A 17,983-nucleotide genomic window follows, 5' to 3' on the forward strand; every position below is an offset into this window, starting at 1 on the left:
CGGCCTCAGATCACTTCGGGCGCCGGGCTTTCCGAGGTCTGGGCGGCTCTGGCGTACTCGTAGAGGTCGTTGAGGGAGGTCAGTCCCGCGGCCTCGAGCACCAGCTGGTGCACGTCGGGGCACTGTTCCCGGGTACGGGTGTCGAACTGGGCGTCGGCGAAGCTGCCCGCCTCGCCGACGCCGGTGGCCGCGATCGGCCGGGCCCAGAAGATGCCGAGGTTACGGGCCGTCTGCTCCGGGGTGTAGCTGTGCGGGATGCTGATCATCTGGACCGGCAGAACCTCGCAGGCCACGTGCCCGAGCCCGGCGACCCCGACGGTCGTGGCCATGTCGTACAGCACGTCGTTGGTGCGGTCGATCAGGTCGGCGTAGGCGGTCAGGGCCACCGGGCGGTCGTCCTCCACCGCCGGCCAGATCTTCGTCATCGTGGTCCTGATGTCGTCGAGCTCGGCCGTCCACGCGGTGTCCTGGGCGGGGTCCACGTCCCAGGTGCTGCTCACCGTGGGCACGGGGCCGCTACCGAACGCCGAATGGGGTTCCGAGGTCACCGGGGCGCTCGTGCACGCGGCCAGCAGCAGGGCGGCCAGGGGTACGGCCGCCGCGGATCCCAGCACCGAGAGCCTCATTGTTCCTTTCGGTCGCCCGACGTGACGTGACCCGGCCGGACGCGCAGACAACGGGTGGCGGCTGACCAGGCTACCGAGGCCGATGGCCGTCAGCCTGTCCCACCCACCACCCCTGTCGTGATCATGCAAAACCTCCCCGGAGTTCTAGAACTGTGAGACCTGGAGTTCTAGAACGCCGGGGAGGTTTTGCATGATCGCGGAAGAATGGGGTTTTCTTCGCAGCGCCCCGGCCCCAGTCCTAGGCGCCTTCGCCGAGCTTGCGCTCGCGCTCCTTCAGGCTCTCCTCCCACTTGCGCAGGGCCTCCTCGTGCTCTCGGTCGACGCGTTCCTGATCGCGGCGTAGCTGCTCGTCGATGACGGCGGCGTCCTGCCGGTAGGTGCCCGGGCGCTCGTACTCGGGGAAGCCGGCCGTGGCCGTCGAGCGCCACGGCACCGCGTTGCCCGCCTGCGACGGCCAGGTGCGGCCGGCCACCAGCCAGGCGATCGAGCCGATCAGGGGCAGGACGATGATGAGGATGATCCACAGTGGCTTGGGCAGGTTCCGCACCAGCACCGGGTCGGTCTGGATGCAGTCGATGAGGCAGAAGATGAGCAGCCCCAGCTCGACGAACACCGGCAGGAACCGCACCATCAGAATCTCCTAGGTCAAGGCACGAAGTGTCACCAGCTGCCGGATCGTAGCGCCCTCACAGTCGACGGGCATGGACTTTTTGATCACCTTTGAACACCGAGAATTCCGGCGGGGTGGACCGGGCGCGCACCCAGGCCTGAAACTGAACAGGCACACCGCGTCGATGTCCTGGGCGACCATGCAGTTCCTGCGCGTGGGCGGCCTGGCCCTCGCGGCCCTGCGCCACGCCCAGGCCGGTCAATTCTTGCGAGCGGGAGTCACCAGCCCCGCCTCGTAGGCGAACACCACCAGCTGGGCCCGGTCGCGCGCCCCGGTCTTCATCATCGCCCGGTTCACGTGGGTCTTCGCGGTGGCCGGGCTGATGAACAGGCGCATCGCGATGTCCTGGTTGGAGAGCCCGGCGCCGACCAGGGTGGTGATCTCCTTCTCCCGCTCGGTCAGGGCGACCAGGGCCTGGGTGCTGACGGCGGTGGTGATCTGCGGCTGCTCCAGGAACCGCCCGATCAGGGCCGTGGTCGCGGACGGGGAGAGCAGCGACTCACCGGCCGCGACGGTGCGCACGGCGGCGATGAGTTCCTCGGGGGAGGCGCCCTTCCCGAGGAACCCGCTGGCCCCGGCCTGCAGGGCCCGCACCACCAGGTCGTCGGTCTCGAACGTGGTGAGCACGAGGATGCGCACCCCGGCCAGGTTCTCGTCGGCGGTGATCTGCCGGGTGGCCTCGATCCCGTCCATGTCCGGCATCCGGATGTCCATGACCACCACGTCGGCCCGGGTGCTGCGGGCGAGTTCGACCGCCTCGTGCCCGGTTCCGCCCTCCCCGACCAGGTCGACGTCGGGGGTGGCCCGGAACAGCAGGCCCAGGGTGGAGCGCAGCAGCGCCTGGTCGTCGACAAGAAGGACACGGATGCTCATGCCGGGGGCTCCTGCGCGGTGTGGACGGGGATGCTGGCGCGCACGTCGAATCCTCCGGTCCGGGTGGGGCCGGCGGACAGCGATCCGCCGGCGGTGACGGCACGCTCGCGCATGCCGATGAGGCCGTGGCGGGTGCCCGGCCCCTGGAAACCCGGGGTGTGGCCCACCGGGTTGGTGATGCTCAGCGTCAGATTCCGCCGTTGCCAGTGCAGGCCGATCTCGACCGGGGCGCCGGGGGCGTGCTTGGTGGCGTTGGTGACCGCCTCCTGAATGATCCGGTACACGGCGAGGTCTTGCCCCACGGGCAGTTTCACCGGCTCACCGGTGGTCAGCAGTGAGACCTGGGTGCCCGCGGACCGGAAACCGTCGAGCAGCTCGCCGAGCTGGTCGGTGCCGGGGGTGGGGCGCAGCGGGTCGCCGTCGGAGGAGTCCCGCAGCATCCCCACCGTCGCCCGCAGCTCGTCCAGCGCCTGCCGGGTGTTGCCCGCGATGTCCCGCAACGCGTCGGAGGCGGCCGCCGGATCGGTGCGCAGCAGGTAGTCGGCCACCCCGGCCTGGGTGTTCACCAGGGTCAGGTGATGGGCCAGCACGTCGTGCAGGTCCTGGGCGATCCGGATCCGCTCGGCCACCACCTCACCGCGGATCTCCGTCTGCCGGTCGTGCTCGTCGCGGGCGACCCGCTCGCGGCGGTTGCTGATCAGCACCCCGGCGCCGACAGCCATCAGCGCCAGGTCGAACGCCACGAAGCTGGTCGCCAGCAGCACCCGCCCGTGCACGGCGATGCCGATGGCCAGCAGCGCGCACGACGCCGCCACCCCCGGCGCCCAGCCCCGGCGGCCCGGGACCAGGGCCGCGAGGGTGAACGCGGCCGCCATCGTGGCCAGGGGTACCGGCTGGAATGCGCCCATCGCCACGTTCGCGGTCGGATCGGGCGGCACCGAGACCCCGATCGCGATGTGCACGACCTCCACGAAGGCCACGACCGCCAGCACCGCCGCCGGGTACCGGCGGCGCCGCAGCAGGGGCAGCCAGGACACCAGGACGAACGTGGTCAGCTCCGGGCCCGGATAGTCCCGCCCGCTCTCGCGCACGGTCGCGGTGACGAACATGCCCAGCAGGTAGAGCAGGTCGAACGCGGGCCAGGCCCAGGAGAAGGTTCTCTCCCGGGCCCGTCCACCGGCCGTCACGGCCTCTCCCACGTCATCTCGTTCCCGTCGTCGTACCGGAGTTTCCGCTGTAGCTGTATACCGGCTCCGGCTCGGTCGCGGGAACCGGCGACTCGGCGTTCTCCAGCGCCAGCCGTGGCGTGATCGCGTCCAGCGGCTTCGGGTAGTACCAGTTGGCCCGCCCGATCAGCGTCATCAGGGCCGGCATCAGCGTCAGCCGGATCACGAACGCGTCGACCACCACCGAGATGGCCATGCCCAGCCCGATCGCCGACACGATGCGCTGGCCGCTGAAGGCGAACGAGGCGAACACCGCCAGCATGATCGTGGCCGCCGCGACGATGACGCCCGCGCTCTCGGCCAGGCCGTCGCGCACCGCGGTGCGGTTGTCGCCGCTGCGGTGGAAGTTCTCGTGCATCGAGCTGACCAGGAACACCTGGTAGTCCATCGAGAGGCCGAAGATCACGCCGGCGATCAGCACCGGCACCAGGTAGAGGATCGGGGCCCCCTCTCCGACCCCGAGAAGTTCGCTGCCCCAGCCGAACTGGAACACCGCGGTGATCACGCCGAGGCCCACGCAGATCGTGGCCAGGTTGGTGACGGCGCCCAGCAACGGCACCAGCAGACTGCGGAAGGCCAGCACCAGCAGCAGGAACCCGAGCACGGCGACGAGCACCAGGTAGATCGGCAGTTTGTCCATGATCGCGTCGGACAGGTCGATGTTCGTCGCGGTTGTCCCGCCGACGTACACGGTGACTCCGCTGTCCGGGATCACGCTGTCGCGCAAGGTGTGCACCAGGTCGGAGGTCTCCTCCGTCTGGGCGCTACCGGTCGGGGTCAGTGCCGCCACCGAGATGCCGTCGGCCTGTGAGGTGAGCACGGCCGAGGCGACGTCCGGCACCGTCGGCAGGGTCTCGACCATGTCGGCGAAGGCCTTGACCGAGGAGGCATCGGGGGTCTTGCCGACCAGGAGCAGCGTGGCGTCGGCACCCTCGCCGAAACCTTCCGACATCAGCTCGAAGTACTGGCGCGAGGCCGATCCGGACGGGTCGCTGCTGGCGTCGGCGTTGCCCAGCCGCAGGCTCAGGGCGGGCACGGCCAGGGTCGCCACGACCACCAGCGCGGCCACGGCGGCCAGGATCGGATGGCGCTGCACGCCGTCCGCCCAGCGGGCGGCCAGTTTCGGCCTGTCTGATGGGGGACGCGTGTCCGCGTGGACCTGGGTGCGCTGCCGGCGGGACAGAACCCTGAGCTTGAGCACCCGCAGCAGCGCGGGCAGCAGGGTGTTGGCCGCGACCACGGTGGCCAGCACGGTGAAGGCGGCCGCGAAGGCCATGCCGGTGAGGATGCCCACACCGATCACGTACATCCCGACCAGGGCCGCGATCACGGTCAGGCCGGCGAACACCACGGCCCGCCCGGACGTGTTCAGAGCCTGGGCGATCGCCCCCGGCAAGTCGGAACCGGCCATCAGCGCCTTGCGGTGCCGGTTCACGATGAACAGCGCGTAGTCGATACCGACCCCGAGCCCGATCAGCGCGCCCATCGTCAGCGAATTCGCGGACAGGTCGACCACGTGCGACACGGCCATCACACCGAGCAGCGAGACCCCGACCCCGGCGACCCCGGTGACGATCGGCAGCACCGCCGCCGCGAACGACCGGAAGAACAGGAGCAGCAGCACCAGCGCCACGATCAGCCCGATCGCCTCGGTGCCGCCACTGGCACCCGGCTGCTCCGTGAACGCCTGCCCACCCGCCTCGATCGCGAGCCCACCGGCCCGCGCGCTGTCGACAACGTCCACCATCGGCTCGATGTCGGCATCGGCGGCGACCGTGACCGTCGCGAACGCGGTGTTCGCCTCCCGGTTGATCTGGCTCGCCCCCGCCTTCGTGTAGGGGCTGACCACCTGGAGCACACCCTCGGTGTTCTTCAGGGTGCCGAGCAGGGTGGTGATCTCGGCGCGCGTCGCCCGGCCGGTCACCGAGGTGCCGTCCGCGGTCTGCCAGACGATCCGGCCGGTCTCCGTGTCCGCGCTCGCCGAGCTACCGAGAAGGCTGTACGCGGTGGCCGATTCGCTGTCGGGCAGCTCGGCCGAGTCGGTGAAGGCGGTACCGTTCGCCACGACGAGCCCGGCGAGCGCGATCAGCGCGACCAGCCAGCCCCCGATGACGAGGTACCACCTACGGGTGCACCAGTTTGCCAGTCTGACCACGGGAAGTTCCTTCGGCTCAGGGGTGATGGGGGACGACGACGCACTCGCCGTCGTACCCACCACTCTTCCTTCGCCGGGCCCGCAGGACGTCAGCCCCGCGGGGCGTCAGCCGTACCGCGGGCGCGGTACTTCCCGGCCGACGGTGGTCTCGAGCGTCACCGGGATGTTGCCGCAGGTGGCGTTGGAGTAGGGGCACACTCCGGGCGCGGCCTCGGCCAGCTCGTCGGCCGCGGCCTGGTCGATCGGGCCGATCTCTGGGCGCAGGGTGACATCCAGGGCGAAACCGGTGTGATCGGCGGTCGGGCCGAGGCATCGGGCACCATCGAGCCGGCCGGGCCGCTCGCTGTCAGCGACGATCTCGACCCCGACCGGGCCGGGCCCGGAGATCGTCGCCCCACCAGGACAGGCCCTCGAACGCCGGGGAGGTTTCGCCTGATCACGGAAGGTTCGTGGGGTGGTCAGCTGCGGCGGACGGGGGCCAGGCGTTCCAGCTGGGTGACGTGATGCGGGGTGAGTTCTTCCAGGGAGTGGGCGCCGAGCAGTTTCATGGTGCGGACGATCTGGTCGGAGAGGATCTCGACGGTCTTGTCCACGCCCTGGCGCCCGCCGGCCATCAGGCCGTAGAGGTAGGCGCGGCCGATCAGGGTGAACTTCGCGCCCAGGGCGATCGAGGCGACGATGTCGGCGCCGTTCATGATGCCGGTGTCGACCACCACCTCGACGTCCTGGCCCACCTCCCGCACCACGGTGGGCAGCAGGTGGAAGGGGACGGGGGCGCGGTCGAGCTGGCGGCCGCCGTGGTTGGACAGCACGATCCCGTCGACACCGAGGGAGGCGAGCTTGCGTGCGTCCTCGAGGTTCTGCACGCCCTTGATCGCGATCCGGCCGGGCCACATCTCGCGGATGATGCGCAGGTCCTCGTAGCTGATGGTGGGGTCCATCGCGAAGTCCAGCAGCTCACCGACCGTGCCGCCGGTGGCGGACAGCGAGGCGAACTCCAGCTTGGGCGTGGTCAGGAAGTCGTACCACCACCAGGGCCGTGGGATCGCGTTGAGGATGGTGCCCGCGCCGATCTGCGGCGGGATGGAGAAACCGTTGCGCTTGTCGCGCAGCCGGGCGCCGGCCACCGGAGTGTCGACGGTGAAGAACAGCGTGTCGAAACCGCTGGCGGCGGCGCGTTCCACCAGGGCGTAGGAGATCTCCCGCTGCTTCATCACGTAGAGCTGGAACCAGTTACGGCCCAGCGGGTTCGTGGCCTTCACGTCTTCGATCGACGTGGTCCCCAGCGTGGACAGGCAGAACGGGATGCCCGTGGCCGCGGCGGCCCCGGCCCCGGCGATCTCGCCCTCGGTCTGCATCAGCCGGGTGAAACCGGTCGGCGCGATACCGAAGGGCAGCGCCGAGGGCCCGCCGAAGACCGTGGTGGAGGTGTCGACCTGGGCGACGTCGCGCAGCACCGAGGGGTGGAACTCGACGTCTTCGAAGGCCTGCCGGGCGCGCTCGAGCGAGAGCTCACCCTCGGCGGCGCCGTCGGTGTAGTCGAACGCCGCGCGCGGCGTGCGGCGCCTGGCGATGTCGCGCAGGTCGTAGATCGTCAGCGCCTTGTCGAGACGGCGCTTGCGGCCGTTGAACTCGGGCTTCTTGAACTGCAGCAGCTCGAAGACCTCGGCGGGCCTCGGGAACTGGCGTTGCACCACGATGTGCTCCTTACTGGGTGCGGGGCTCGTAACGGTCCGGGGTGAAGGCCCGCGCGACCAGGTCGCGCATCGACGCGAGATCACCCTCGACCAGGCCCGCGGTGCGGCCCTGCACGAGGATGTTACCGACGGCGGTGGCCTCGACCGGGCCGGCCAGCACGGGCAGTCCGCCGCGGTCGGCGGTGGCCTGGCACAGCAACCGGTTCTGGGCGCCGCCACCGACGAAGTGGATCACCTCGACCGGGTGGCCGGCGATCTTCACGGCGGCCAGCACGGTGTCGGCGAACGCCTGGGCCAGGCTCTCGATGATCGCCCGGGTGAACTCCGCCGGGGTCCGCGGCGCGGGCAGGCCGTGTTCGGTGTACCAGCCCGCGATCCGGGCCGGTATGTCGCCGGGGGCCATGAACCGCGGGTCGTCGACGTCGAAGATCTCGGCCGGTGGGGGTACCGAAGACGCCTCGGCGAGCAGCTGCTCCAGGGTGCTGGACCGCTGGCTGCTGTTGGCGGCCCGGTCCCACGAGCGCACCGACTCCGACAGCAGCCACAGGCCCATCACATTGTGCAGGAACCGGATCCGGCCGTCGACGCCGCCCTCGTTGGTGAAGTTGGCCTCCCGGGCGGCATCGCTGAACACCGGTTCGTCGAGCTCCAGCCCGACCAGACCCCAGGTGCCGCAGGAGATGTAGGCGAAGTCGCGCCCGGTGTTGGGCACGGCCACGACCGCCGAGGCGGTGTCGTGCGAGCCGACGGTGACGACCGGAAGAGCTCGCCCGACCACGCCCGCCGCCTCGGGGCCGAGGGAACCGACGTCAGTGCCGGCGTCCACCAGCCGGGGAAGCAGGGACGACGAAAGACCCAGTTCGCGGGCCAGAGCCAGGTCCCACCGACCCGTGCGCGGGTCGAGGAGGCCGGTGGTGGACGCGTTGGTGCGCTCGGCCACCACGGCACCGGTGAGCCAGTACGTCAGCAGGTCGGGGATCAGCAGCATGGTCTCGGCCACGTCCAGGAAACCCTCGCAGGCCAGCTGGAACACGGTGTTGAACGGCAGGTGCTGAAGGCCGTTGCGCCGGTAGAGCTCGGCGGCGCCGAACCGCTCGTGCACGGTGTCGACCCCGGCCGCGGTGCGGGCGTCCCGGTAGTGGAACGGCACGCCCAGCAGCTCGCCGCCCCGCAGCAGGCCGTAGTCCACGGCCCAGGAGTCGATGCCGACGCTGACGATCTCGCCGGGAGCCTGCCGCTCGGCCGCCGCGAGCCCGGACAGGATCTGCCGGTAGAGCTCCACGACGTTCCAGTGCAGGCCGCCGCCGAAACTCACCGGGTCGTTGGGGAACCGGGCGACGTGACGCATCTGCAGGCCGCCGTCGGCGAACGATCCGAGGATCACCCGGCCGCTGGTGGCACCCAGGTCGACGGCGGCCACGGTGGCCGGGCCCTGCGGCAGAGCCCGGCCGGGCGAGGTGCTCGTCATCGCAGGAAGGCTGCCGCGACACCGCTGTCGACGGGCACGTGCAGGCCGGTGGTGCGGCTGAGCTCGTCACCGGTCAGCACGAACACCGCGTCGGCGACGTGCTCGGGCAGCACCTCGCGCTTGAGGATCGTGCGGTCGGCGTAGAACTGGCCCAGATCCTCTTCCTTGACCCCGTACGTGGCGGCGCGGTTGGCGCCCCAGCCGGAGGCGAAGATGCCCGAACCGCGCACCACGCCGTCGGGGTTCACGCCGTTCACCCGCACGCCGTAGGCGCCGAGCTCGACCGCCAGCAACCGCACCTGGTGGGCCTGGTCGGCCTTGGTGGCGGAGTAGGCGATGTTGTTCGGGCCGGCGAAAACGCCGTTTTTGGAGGAGATGTAGATGATGTCGCCGCCCAGGCCCTGCTCGATGAGCGCCTGGGCCGCGGCCCTGGACACCAGGAACGAGCCCTTGGCCATCACGTCGTGCTGCAGGTCCCAGTCGGCCTCGGTGGTCTCCAGCAGCGGCTTGCTCAGCGACAGCCCGGCGTTGTTGACCACCAGGTCCAGGCCGCCGAACGCGAGAAGGGCCTCGTTGACGGCATTCTGGACGGCCGTACCGTCAGCCACGTTCGCCGCCACCCCGATCGCCACGTCGCTGTTCCCGATCTCGGCCGCCGCGGCCCGGGCCTTCTCCAGGTCCAGGTCGGCCACCACGACGCAGGCGCCCTCGGCGGCCAGGCGCTGGGCGATCGCCTTGCCGATGCCCGAGGCGGCGCCGGTGACGAGGGCGATGCGGCCGGCGTGCGGCTTGGGCTTGGGCATGCGCTGGAGCTTGGCCTCTTCCAGCGCCCAGTACTCGATGCGGAACTTCTCCGCGTCCGAGATGGGGGAGTACGTCGACAGCGACTCGGCGCCGCGCATCACGTTGATGGCGTTGACGTAGAACTCACCGGCCACTCGGGCCGTCTGCTTGTTCGCGCCGTAGCTGAACATGCCCACGCCCGGGATCAGCACGATCAGCGGGTCGGCGCCGCGGATGGCGGGACTGTCCGGCGTGGCGTGCTTCTCGTAGTAGGCGGTGTAGTCCGCCCGGTACTCCTCGTGCAGTTCCTTCAGCCGGGCGATGCTCTCCTCGACGCTCGCCGCGGCCGGCAGGTCGAGGATCAGCGGCTTGACCTTGGTGCGCAGGAAGTGGTCGGGACAGCTGGTGCCCAGAGCGGCCAGCTCGGGTGCCCTTTCGCTGGCCAGGAAGTCGAGCACCACGTCGGCGTCGGTGAAGTGACCGACCTGGCGCTTGTCGCGGCTGGCGATACCCCGCACGGTCGCGGCCAGAGCCGCGGCCTTGGCACGGCGCTCGCCGGCGGGCAGGGCCTCGTAGCCCGCGCGGACCTCACCGAAGGGCTTCCCGGATCCGTTGGCCTCGATGTAGGCGGCCGCGGTCTCGATGATCCACAGCGAGTTCTTCTCGGACTCCTCGCTGGTGTCGCCCCAGGCCGTGATGCCGTGGCCGCCCAGGATCGTGCCGATGGCCTGCGGGTTGGCCTTCTTGATCGCGGCGATGTCCAGGCCGAGCTGGAAACCCGGGCGGCGCCAGGGAACCCACACCACCGCCTCGCCGAAGACCTGCTGGGTCAGCGCCTCGCCGTCGGCGGCGGTCGCGATCGCGATACCGCTGTCGGGGTGCAGGTGGTCGACGTGTGCGGCGTCGACCAGCCCGTGCATGGCGGTGTCGATGCTCGGCGCCGCGCCCCCCTTGCCGTGCAGGCAGTAGTCGAACGCGGCGACCATCTCGTCCTCGCGCTCGATGCCCGGGTAGACGTTCACCAGGGCGAGCATGCGGTCCAGACGCAGGGCGGCCAGGCCCTTCCCGGTCAGGGTGCCCAGGTCGCCACCCGAGCCCTTGACCCAGACCAGTTCCACGGGCTGCCCGGTGACCGGGTCGGTCTCGGTTCCCTTGGCCGAGGTGTTGCCCCCGGCGTAGTTGGTGTTCTTCGGGTCGGCGCCCAGGCGGTTGCTACGGGCGATGAGCGCGGCGACGGTTTCGTTCGTCATTGCTTCCTCGTCTTGTCTTGGGGGGTGGTCGGGGGAACAGGGGATTCAGGCGCCCCAGCCGGCCTGGGCCCCGCCCACCCGGTCGGCCTCGATCTGCTGCTGGTAGCCCGACTCGGCGTAGGCCTTCATCGGGTCGGCCGGAAGCCCCCGCGACTCGCGCCATTGCGCCAGTCCGGGACGCACGTCGGTGTAGAAGGCATCCATCAGGATCGCGTTGGCGCCGAGCACGTCGCCGGCCTCCTGCGCGACCTTCAGGGCCCCGGTGTCCACCAGCAGGGCCCGGGCCGTCATCTCCTGCACGTTCAGCACCGAGCGCATCTGACCGGGGATCTTCTGCTCGATGTTGTGGCACTGGTCGAGCATGAAGGCCACGTCCGGGTTGGCGTAGCCACCGCCGCGCACCACCTCGAACAGGATGCGGAACAGCTGGAACGGGTCGGCCGCGCCCACGATCAGGTCGTCGTCGGCGTAGAACCGCGAGTTGAAGTCGAAGCTGCCGAGCTTCCCCAGCCGCAGCAGCTGCATGACGATGAACTCGATGTTCGTGCCCGGGGCGTGGTGACCGGTGTCGAGGCAGACCACGGCGCGCTCACCGAGGGCGCTGACCTGCGCGTAGGAGGTGCCCCAGTCCGGCACGTCGGTGTGGTAGAACGCCGGCTCGAAGAACTTGTATTCGAGCACCAGGCGCTGGTTCTCACCGATGCGCTGGTAGATCGTGGCCAGTGATTCGGCCAGCCGGTCCTGCCGCCCGCGCAGATCGCCCTGGCCCGGGTAGTTGGTGCCCTCGGCCAGCCAGATCTTCAGGTCGCGGCTGCCGGTGGAGTCCATCACGTCGATGCACTCGAGGTGGTGGTCGATCGCCTTGCGGCGGATCGCGGCGTCGGTGTGGGTGAGGGCGCCGAGCTTGTAGTCGTCGTCCTGGAAGGTGTTGGAGTTGACCGTGCCCAGCTGCACCCCAAGGTCTTCCGCGTGCTGACGCAGGGCGTCGAACGACTCGACCCGGTCCCAGGGGATGTGGAGGGCGACGGAGGGGGCCAGCCCGGTGTACCGGTGCACCTGCGCGGCGTCGGCGATCTTCTCGAAGGGATCGCGCGCGGTGCCGGGCGAGCCGAAGACCTTGAAGCGCGTACCCGAGTTACCGAAGGCCCAGGAGGGAAGCTCGATCGCCTGCTGCGCCAGCTGGGGGGCGACATCGATGAGTCGAGTCATGACGGCGTTGTCCGTTCGTCGCTGAAACGTTTCAAGGGAACGTAGCACGGGCGGGGCGGGGGCATCCAGTACGCGTCGGCGGGAGATTGCGGCCGTCGGTGGGCGGTCACCCGGGTGGGCGCCGAGAGGTTCGTAGGGTGGCGCGAAATGGTGGACGACAACCGGCTCGCGCGAGCCCGGCGGCATACCGGCCCGGTGCCTGGTGAAACGTCTCAGTAAGGACGGGCGGCCTGATCCGGGCAGAACGGTCGCCCGGTGCGCCTCGCAATGACGGCCCGACACGAAGATCGCGCCGGGCCTCGAACGTTCACGGATCAGGCGGAGTCCCGCCGGCGGGACGGCCCCCGTTTCGCAACACGCTCGCGTTGCGGACAGGACGGGCAGGGTGTGCGGCCCGGTCCTGAGCGGGCTCATCCCCCGGGTCGCACCGGAGCGCCACGGATGAACCAGCGGATCGGGGAAGGTTCGTGCGGCCGCACCGCACGAACCTTCCCCGATCTCCGGGTCAGGCCCGGGTCTTCTGCAGCAGGGTGTTCAGGGTGCCCTGGATGTCGGGCTCGCCGGTGAACGAGAGCATGCTCGTCATCGGGATGCCGGCCAGGAGCTTGCGGCTCTCCGGGTCGCGGAACATCGCGGCGCTGTCGCCCAGGCCGGCCAGGAACTCCTCCAGCACCTTCGAGCCCTGGGGGTGAGCCTCGAACTCCTCGAAGGTCGACTCGGTGTCGAGCTCGGGGGTGGGGAGGTCCACCTCCAGGGTGATCGACTCTCGGTGCCGGATGTCGCGGGACGAGGCACCGACCTCGATCACGTACGACCCCGGCTCGACCAGCCAGCCGGTCTTCGACCAGTAGGCGAAGGCCCGCTCGTCGAGTTCCAGCCTCACCCGCTGCGACTCGCCCGCGGCCAGGCGCACCTTGGCGAACGCCCGCAGCTCGTGCGCCGGGCGGTCGACGCCGGCCACCGGGTCGGCGACGTAGACCTGCACGACCTCGGCGCCGGCCCGGTCGCCGGTGTTGGTCACGGTCACCTCGACCGTGGCGGTGGCCACGCGGGAGTCGGGGACGGTCACGGACGCGTCGGTGAACGAGAAGGTGGTGTAGCCCAGGCCGTGGCCGAAGGGGAAGGCGACGTCGCGGTCGATCGTGTCGTACCAGCGGTAGCCCACGTAGACGCGCTCACCGTAGACGACCTCGCGGTCGCTGCCCGGCCAGTTCAGGTAGGCCGGGGTGTCCTGCAGCCGCACCGGAACCGTCTCGGCCAGCCGGCCCTGCGGCTCGGCCGTGCCGAAGAGGATGTCGGCCGCCGCGCTGCCGCTCGCCTGGCCGCCGAGCCACATCTCCAGCACCGCCTGGGCGGGGCCGGTCACATCGCCGAGCGCGACCACGGAACCGTTGCTCAGCACCACGACGATCTTCTGGCTGACCGCGGAAATGGCCTTCAGCAGACCGGTCTGGACCGCCGGCAGATCGATGTGCGGGCGGTCGAAGCCCTCCGACTCCTCGGCGTCGGGCAGTCCCAGGAAGACGACCACCACGTCCGCCGCCCGGGCCGCCTCGACCGCGGCGTCCTGCAGCGCCTGCGAGAACTCACCGTCGAGGGTGAAGCCGGGCTCGTAGGCCACGGCGCGGCTCGTGGCCGCGCGGATCGCGTCGAGTGCGCTGTCCAGGCGGGTGGGGTTGATGTGCGAGCTGCCGGCGCCCTGGTAGCGCGGGGTACGGGCGAACTCGCCGATCACGGCGATGCGCCCACCCTCGGAGGCCGAGAGGGGCAGCAGGCCGCCCTCGTTCGTCAGCAGCACCGAGCCGGCGGCCGCCGCGCGACGGGCCAGCTGGTGGTGCTGCTCGGTGGTGGTCTCCACCGACGAGGCCGGGGTGCGGGCCGCCCGCAGGCGGTCGTGCGTCGTCAGCACCCGCGAGACCGCCAGGTCGAGCAGTGACTCCTCGAGAGATCCGTCGTGAACCGCGTCCACAATCGCCGCCGGACCCCGCTCGCCGGAGGAGGGCATCTCCAGGTCGAGACCCGCCGCGACCGCAGCCACCGGGTCGACGACCGCACCCCAGTCGGACACCACGTAGCCCTCGAAACCCCAGTCGCCGCGCAGGACGTCGGTGAGCAGCCAGTGGTTCTGCGAGGCGAACACGCCGTTCACCCGGTTGTACGAGCACATCACGGTGGCCGGCTGCGAGGAGGTGACGGTCTGCTCGAAGGCCGGGAAGTAGATCTCGCGCAGCGAGCGCTCGTCGACCTGGGCGCTGACGCGCATCCGGTCGGTCTCCTGGTTGTTCGCCGCGTAGTGCTTGAGCGAGGCACCCACGCCGCGGGACTGCACGCCGGTCACCCAGGCGGAGCCGAGGGCGCCGGCCACCAGCGGGTCTTCGGAGAAGTACTCGAAGTTGCGGCCGCACAGCGGGGAACGCTTGATGTTGACGCCCGGGCCGAGCAGCACGTCGACGTCCAGGGCGCGGGACTCCTCGCCGAGGGCCTGGCCGATCTCCTCCACCAGCGCGGGGTCCCAGGACGAGCCCAGGGACGCGGCGGTCGGGAACGCGGTGGCGGGGTGGGCGGCGTTGATGCCGAGGTGGTCGGCATTGCCGGCCTGCATGCGCACGCCGTGGGGGCCGTCGGTCAGGGTCGCGCCCTGGATACCGACCCGTTCGACACCGCGGGTGGTCCAGAACGAGGCGCCCGACACCAGCGAGGCCTTCTCCTCGAGCGTCAGTTGCGCGATCAGCGGGTGAGTCATGAGTGGTCTCCTCGTCGAGGGTGGTGAGCTGACCATAACCGAAATTCGACCAAGTGGTCGAGGATGGTTCCGCAGGTCACCCGTCAGCGGCTAATCTCGCGGAATGTCCAGCCCAACGGCCCGCCGGCGGGGACCGTACGCGGGTACGGCCCAGCGGCGGCGCGCGATCCTCGAATCCGCGTTCGAGGTGTTCTCCCAGGTCGGTTACCGCAGTGGCTCGATGCGCGACATCGCCCAGCGCATCGGCATCGCCCACACCACGCTGCTGCACCATTTCCCCACCAAGAGCGAACTGCTGGCGGGCGTGCTGGAGCTGCGCGATGAGCAGACCAGCCCGGCGCCGGCCGGCGGCTCGGGCGCGGACTTCCTGCGGGGGATGGTCGAGGTGGTGCGCCGCAACCAGGGCACGCCCGGCCTGACCGAGCTCTACTGCATCCTCTCGGCCGAGGCGACGAACCCCGGGCACCCGGCGCACGAGTACTTCCTGCGGCGCTACGAGGCCACCCGGGAACGGGTGCGGCAGGGGCTGGAGGAGATGGCGGCGCGGGCGGAACTGCGCGAGGGAGTGGACCCGGGCCGGGAGTCCCAGCGCATCATCGCGATGATGGACGGTCTTCAGGTGCAGTGGTTGCTCGACCGGGATTCGATGGACATGGCCGAGCAGGCCCGCGAGTACTTCCAGAGTCTGAGCGTGGCCCCGATCTGACGAGATCCAACGCGATCTAACGAGGTGCCAGCCGCGGGTCGCTGCCGGTGTCGGGGGTGTGCTGGCGGAAGGCCAGGGCCCAGCCGGTGATCCAGGTGTACACGCTGGAGACGCGGGCGGTGTAAGGGTGGCCGTCAACCTGGCGGGCGCTGACCCGGTAGGACAGCACGGCGGTCTCGCCGTTGATCAGGACGTCACGCCGCTCGGCCAGGGTGTACTCGGCCCAGGCGGCCCGGTCCTGCCACTGCTGCAGCAGGTCGTCGCGGTTCAGCACCCGGTCGGGGACGACGACGAAGGCGTCCGAGGCCAGCACCCGCGCGTAGTGCTCGGCCACCCGCCCCTCGATGCCGGCCTGCCAGAAATCCTCTTCGCACTGCCACGCCTGATCCATAGAGCTGCCCTCGTCCGTAGTCGTTCCCGCGGACGACTGTGTAGCAGCTAATGGTGGGCGTCGGCCAGATCGAGGTCGCCCGGCACCCACCACCAGACCACGGCCGCGGTGAGCGCCACGGCGATCGCACCGGCCAGGCCGACCGTGGCGAAGGCGTCGACGAAGGACGCGGTGGCCGCCTTCTCGGAGGCGGTCCCCAGGGCGCCGGCCACCGATTCCGAGACCACGTCGTCCACCCCGCCGGGAAGGCCCGAGCGGTAGACGATCCCGGCCAGGCTGCCCAGCACCGAGACCCCGAGCACGGCACCGACCTCGAACGACATCTCCTCGATGGCGGCGGCCGACCCGGCCTGGTGGGCCGGGGCACTGCCCATCATCAGGGCCGACCCGACGCCCAGGGCGGCACCCCCCAGGCCGTTGCACAGCAGGGCGACGGCGATGCCCGGGTAGGGCATCGGATGCGGCAGCACGGCGATGACGCCGAGGCCGGTCGCGGTGGTCAGCAGGCCGGTGACCAGCACGGTGCGCACGCCGATCCGGGCCGCCAGGGCCGGGGCGAAGGGCGAGCCGATCATCCCGCCCAGCGCCATCGGCAGCAGCGCCGCACCGGCCTTGAGCGGCGACCAGCCCTGCACGAGCTGAAGCCACTGCGAGCCCACCAGCAGCAGGGCCATGGTGACGCCGCTGTGCGCGATCGCCGTGATCACACCCGAGCGGAACACCCGGTTGCCGAACAGGTCGACGGCGAGCATGGGCTCGGACTGGGTCAGGCAGCGGTGGGCGAAGGCGGCCATGGCCACCAGACCGACCGCGAGGATGCCCAGGGGCAGCGGCTCGAACCCGTCCTTGCCGAGCTGCTTGACGGCGTAGACGATCGCGACCATCCCGCCGACCGACAGCACCACCCCGACGGCGTCGAGGCGGCCGGGCCGGTCCGATCGGCTCTCCGGCAGCAGCACCAGGCCGGCGATCACGGCCACCACCATCAGCGGCACGTTCACCAGGAACGCCGAGTGCCAGCTGAACATCTCCAGCAGGGCGCCGCCCAGGATCGGGCCGACGGCGCTGCCGAGCGAGGCCGTGGCGGCCCAGATGCCCAGCGCGGTGGCGCGTTCGACCGGATCCGGGAACAGCGTGCGGATCAGCGAGAGCGTGGTCGGCATGATCATGGCGCCGCCCACCCCGAGCGCGGCCCGCAGGGCGATGACCTGGCTCGGGGAGTCGGCCAGCAGCACGAGCGCCGACGCGAGCCCGAACACGGTGAAGCCCGCCAGCAGCATGCGCCGCCGGCCCCACCGGTCGGCCAGGGAGGAGACCGGCACGAGCAGGCCGGCCAGCACCACGGGATAGGCGTCGACGATCCACAACTGTGACACGGCGCCGGGTTTCAGGTCGGCGATGAGGTCGGGCAGGGCGACGTTCAGCACCGTCATGTCCATCACCACCACCAGCAGGCTGGCGGCGAGCACGGCGAGGCCGGCCCAGCGCCGGCGGCTCGGGGTGGTGGGGGTGGGCGGTGCGGTGATCTGGGCGGTCATTTCGCTCTCGTGCCGTCGAAGAAGGTGGAGATGACGTACTCGTCGAGCTCGGCGCGGGCGACCCGGCCGGTGGTGGACGCCTCGCGGGCGGCCACGAGCAGTCCGTACAGCGCGGTCGACAGCCAGCGGGCGGGCAGGTCGGCGCGCAGGACGCCGGCTTTCTGCCCGGCGGCGAGCAGCTCGGTCTCGCGCTCGGCCAGGATCTCGGTGCGCTCGACGAGTTCGGGGGCGGTGCAGAGGTAGGGGTCGGTGAGGGCGAGCCCGAATTCCTCGTAGTCGGTGATGTAGCGGTGGAACAGGTCGCGGATGCAGGCCTCGATCCGGGCCGTCTCGCCCGAGGCGATGGCCCCCGGCGCGTCGGCCTGCTCCATGCTCTGCTCCCACCGGTCGAGCGAGCGGATGCCGAGCACGTGCAGCAGTTCCTCGCGGGTGGAGAAGTGCCGGTGCAGGGTGGCGCGGCCCACGCCCGCCGAGGTGGCCAGTTCTGCCATCGATGCCCGGGGGTCGACGTTGAGACGCCGCTGCGAGGCGGCCAGGATCGCGTCCCGGGAGTTCACGTGGATCAGTCCTTCACTTGGCTTGAGACTCGACTGTCTCACATGAGACAGAAATGTCTCAACTCCGTTCGCGCCCACGGGGCCGCTCCTC

Annotated in this window: 14 protein-coding genes; 1 reads left to right on the top strand and 13 read right to left on the bottom strand. The window is 70.7% G+C overall.

Annotated elements, in window-relative coordinates:
- Window positions 1-5: 5 nt before the first annotated feature.
- The 10 genes from LR393_RS31520 to LR393_RS31565 form a co-directional block, all read right to left on the bottom strand.
- Complete coding sequence (locus LR393_RS31520; protein WP_231488853.1) at window positions 6-614, bottom strand: hypothetical protein; 609 nt, start codon at window positions 612-614, stop codon at window positions 6-8.
- 250 nt (window positions 615-864) lie between these two features.
- Window positions 865-1,257 (bottom strand): PLDc N-terminal domain-containing protein, encoded by a 393-nt coding sequence (locus LR393_RS31525; RefSeq protein WP_231488854.1) that lies wholly within the window; start codon window positions 1,255-1,257, stop codon window positions 865-867.
- A 237-nt stretch (window positions 1,258-1,494) separates the two neighbouring features.
- Window positions 1,495-2,169: a response regulator transcription factor gene (locus tag LR393_RS31530; RefSeq protein ID WP_231488855.1), complete on the bottom strand. Its 675-nt coding sequence runs from the start codon at window positions 2,167-2,169 to the stop codon at window positions 1,495-1,497.
- A complete protein-coding gene (locus LR393_RS36775; RefSeq protein WP_231488856.1) occupies window positions 2,166-3,368 on the bottom strand; it encodes a sensor histidine kinase in 1,203 nt (400 codons plus the stop codon). The genes LR393_RS31530 and LR393_RS36775 overlap by 4 nt, the downstream gene beginning before the upstream one ends.
- A gap of 1 nt (window position 3,369) precedes the next feature.
- Window positions 3,370-5,550: an MMPL family transporter gene (locus LR393_RS31540; protein WP_231488857.1), complete on the bottom strand. Its 2,181-nt coding sequence runs from the start codon at window positions 5,548-5,550 to the stop codon at window positions 3,370-3,372.
- Between the two features lie 458 nt (window positions 5,551-6,008).
- Entirely contained in the window at window positions 6,009-7,247 is a 1,239-nt protein-coding gene (locus LR393_RS31545) for an alpha-hydroxy acid oxidase (RefSeq protein ID WP_231488858.1), read from the bottom strand.
- Window positions 7,248-7,257: 10 nt separating this feature from the next.
- Entirely contained in the window at window positions 7,258-8,715 is a 1,458-nt protein-coding gene (locus LR393_RS31550; protein WP_231488859.1) for a rhamnulokinase, read from the bottom strand.
- Window positions 8,712-10,748 carry a bifunctional aldolase/short-chain dehydrogenase gene (locus LR393_RS31555; RefSeq protein WP_231488860.1) on the bottom strand — a complete coding sequence of 679 codons (2,037 nt, stop codon included), beginning with the start codon at window positions 10,746-10,748 and terminating at the stop codon, window positions 8,712-8,714. The genes LR393_RS31550 and LR393_RS31555 overlap by 4 nt, the downstream gene beginning before the upstream one ends.
- 45 nt (window positions 10,749-10,793) lie before the next feature.
- Window positions 10,794-11,957 carry an L-rhamnose isomerase gene (gene rhaI / locus LR393_RS31560; RefSeq protein WP_231488861.1) on the bottom strand — a complete coding sequence of 388 codons (1,164 nt, stop codon included), beginning with the start codon at window positions 11,955-11,957 and terminating at the stop codon, window positions 10,794-10,796.
- Window positions 11,958-12,462: 505 nt separating this feature from the next.
- Window positions 12,463-14,700, bottom strand: a complete 2,238-nt coding sequence (locus tag LR393_RS31565; RefSeq protein ID WP_231488862.1) for a glycoside hydrolase family 3 C-terminal domain-containing protein — start codon at window positions 14,698-14,700, stop codon at window positions 12,463-12,465.
- 103 nt (window positions 14,701-14,803) lie between these two features.
- Between LR393_RS31565 and LR393_RS31570 the strand changes: the two genes are divergently transcribed.
- Window positions 14,804-15,406, top strand: a complete 603-nt coding sequence (locus LR393_RS31570) for a TetR/AcrR family transcriptional regulator (protein WP_231488863.1) — start codon at window positions 14,804-14,806, stop codon at window positions 15,404-15,406.
- Window positions 15,407-15,422: 16 nt separating this feature from the next.
- Here LR393_RS31570 and LR393_RS31575 read toward each other — a convergent pair whose 3' ends face one another.
- Genes LR393_RS31575 through LR393_RS31585 form a run of 3 tightly spaced genes read right to left on the bottom strand, consistent with a single transcriptional unit; the run spans window position 15,423 to window position 17,892 of the window.
- Window positions 15,423-15,797 (bottom strand): nuclear transport factor 2 family protein, encoded by a 375-nt coding sequence (locus tag LR393_RS31575; RefSeq protein ID WP_231488864.1) that lies wholly within the window; start codon window positions 15,795-15,797, stop codon window positions 15,423-15,425.
- A gap of 47 nt (window positions 15,798-15,844) precedes the next feature.
- Entirely contained in the window at window positions 15,845-17,335 is a 1,491-nt protein-coding gene (locus LR393_RS31580; RefSeq protein ID WP_231488865.1) for an MFS transporter, read from the bottom strand.
- Window positions 17,332-17,892 carry a TetR/AcrR family transcriptional regulator gene (locus LR393_RS31585; protein ID WP_231488866.1) on the bottom strand — a complete coding sequence of 187 codons (561 nt, stop codon included), beginning with the start codon at window positions 17,890-17,892 and terminating at the stop codon, window positions 17,332-17,334. Before LR393_RS31585 ends, LR393_RS31580 begins: the two co-directional genes overlap by 4 nt.
- Window positions 17,893-17,983: the final 91 nt, after the last annotated feature.

It is taken from the genome of Kineosporia mesophila (assembly GCF_021129235.1).
Classification (GTDB): domain Bacteria; phylum Actinomycetota; class Actinomycetes; order Actinomycetales; family Kineosporiaceae; genus Kineosporia; species Kineosporia mesophila.

Bases quoted from the DNA above. Each gene is read 5' to 3' on its own strand.
- LR393_RS31570 (WP_231488863.1), top strand. From the start codon at position 14,804: ATGTCCAGCCCAACGGCCCGCCGGCGGGGACCGTACGCGGGTACGGCC.
- rhaI (WP_231488861.1), bottom strand. From the start codon at position 11,957: ATGACTCGACTCATCGATGTCGCCCCCCAGCTGGCGCAGCAGGCGATC.
- LR393_RS31550 (WP_231488859.1), bottom strand. From the start codon at position 8,715: ATGACGAGCACCTCGCCCGGCCGGGCTCTGCCGCAGGGCCCGGCCACC.
- LR393_RS31525 (WP_231488854.1), bottom strand. From the start codon at position 1,257: ATGGTGCGGTTCCTGCCGGTGTTCGTCGAGCTGGGGCTGCTCATCTTC.
- LR393_RS31530 (WP_231488855.1), bottom strand. From the start codon at position 2,169: ATGAGCATCCGTGTCCTTCTTGTCGACGACCAGGCGCTGCTGCGCTCC.
- LR393_RS31555 (WP_231488860.1), bottom strand. From the start codon at position 10,748: ATGACGAACGAAACCGTCGCCGCGCTCATCGCCCGTAGCAACCGCCTG.
- LR393_RS31575 (WP_231488864.1), bottom strand. From the start codon at position 15,797: ATGGATCAGGCGTGGCAGTGCGAAGAGGATTTCTGGCAGGCCGGCATC.
- LR393_RS31580 (WP_231488865.1), bottom strand. From the start codon at position 17,335: ATGACCGCCCAGATCACCGCACCGCCCACCCCCACCACCCCGAGCCGC.
- LR393_RS31565 (WP_231488862.1), bottom strand. From the start codon at position 14,700: ATGACTCACCCGCTGATCGCGCAACTGACGCTCGAGGAGAAGGCCTCG.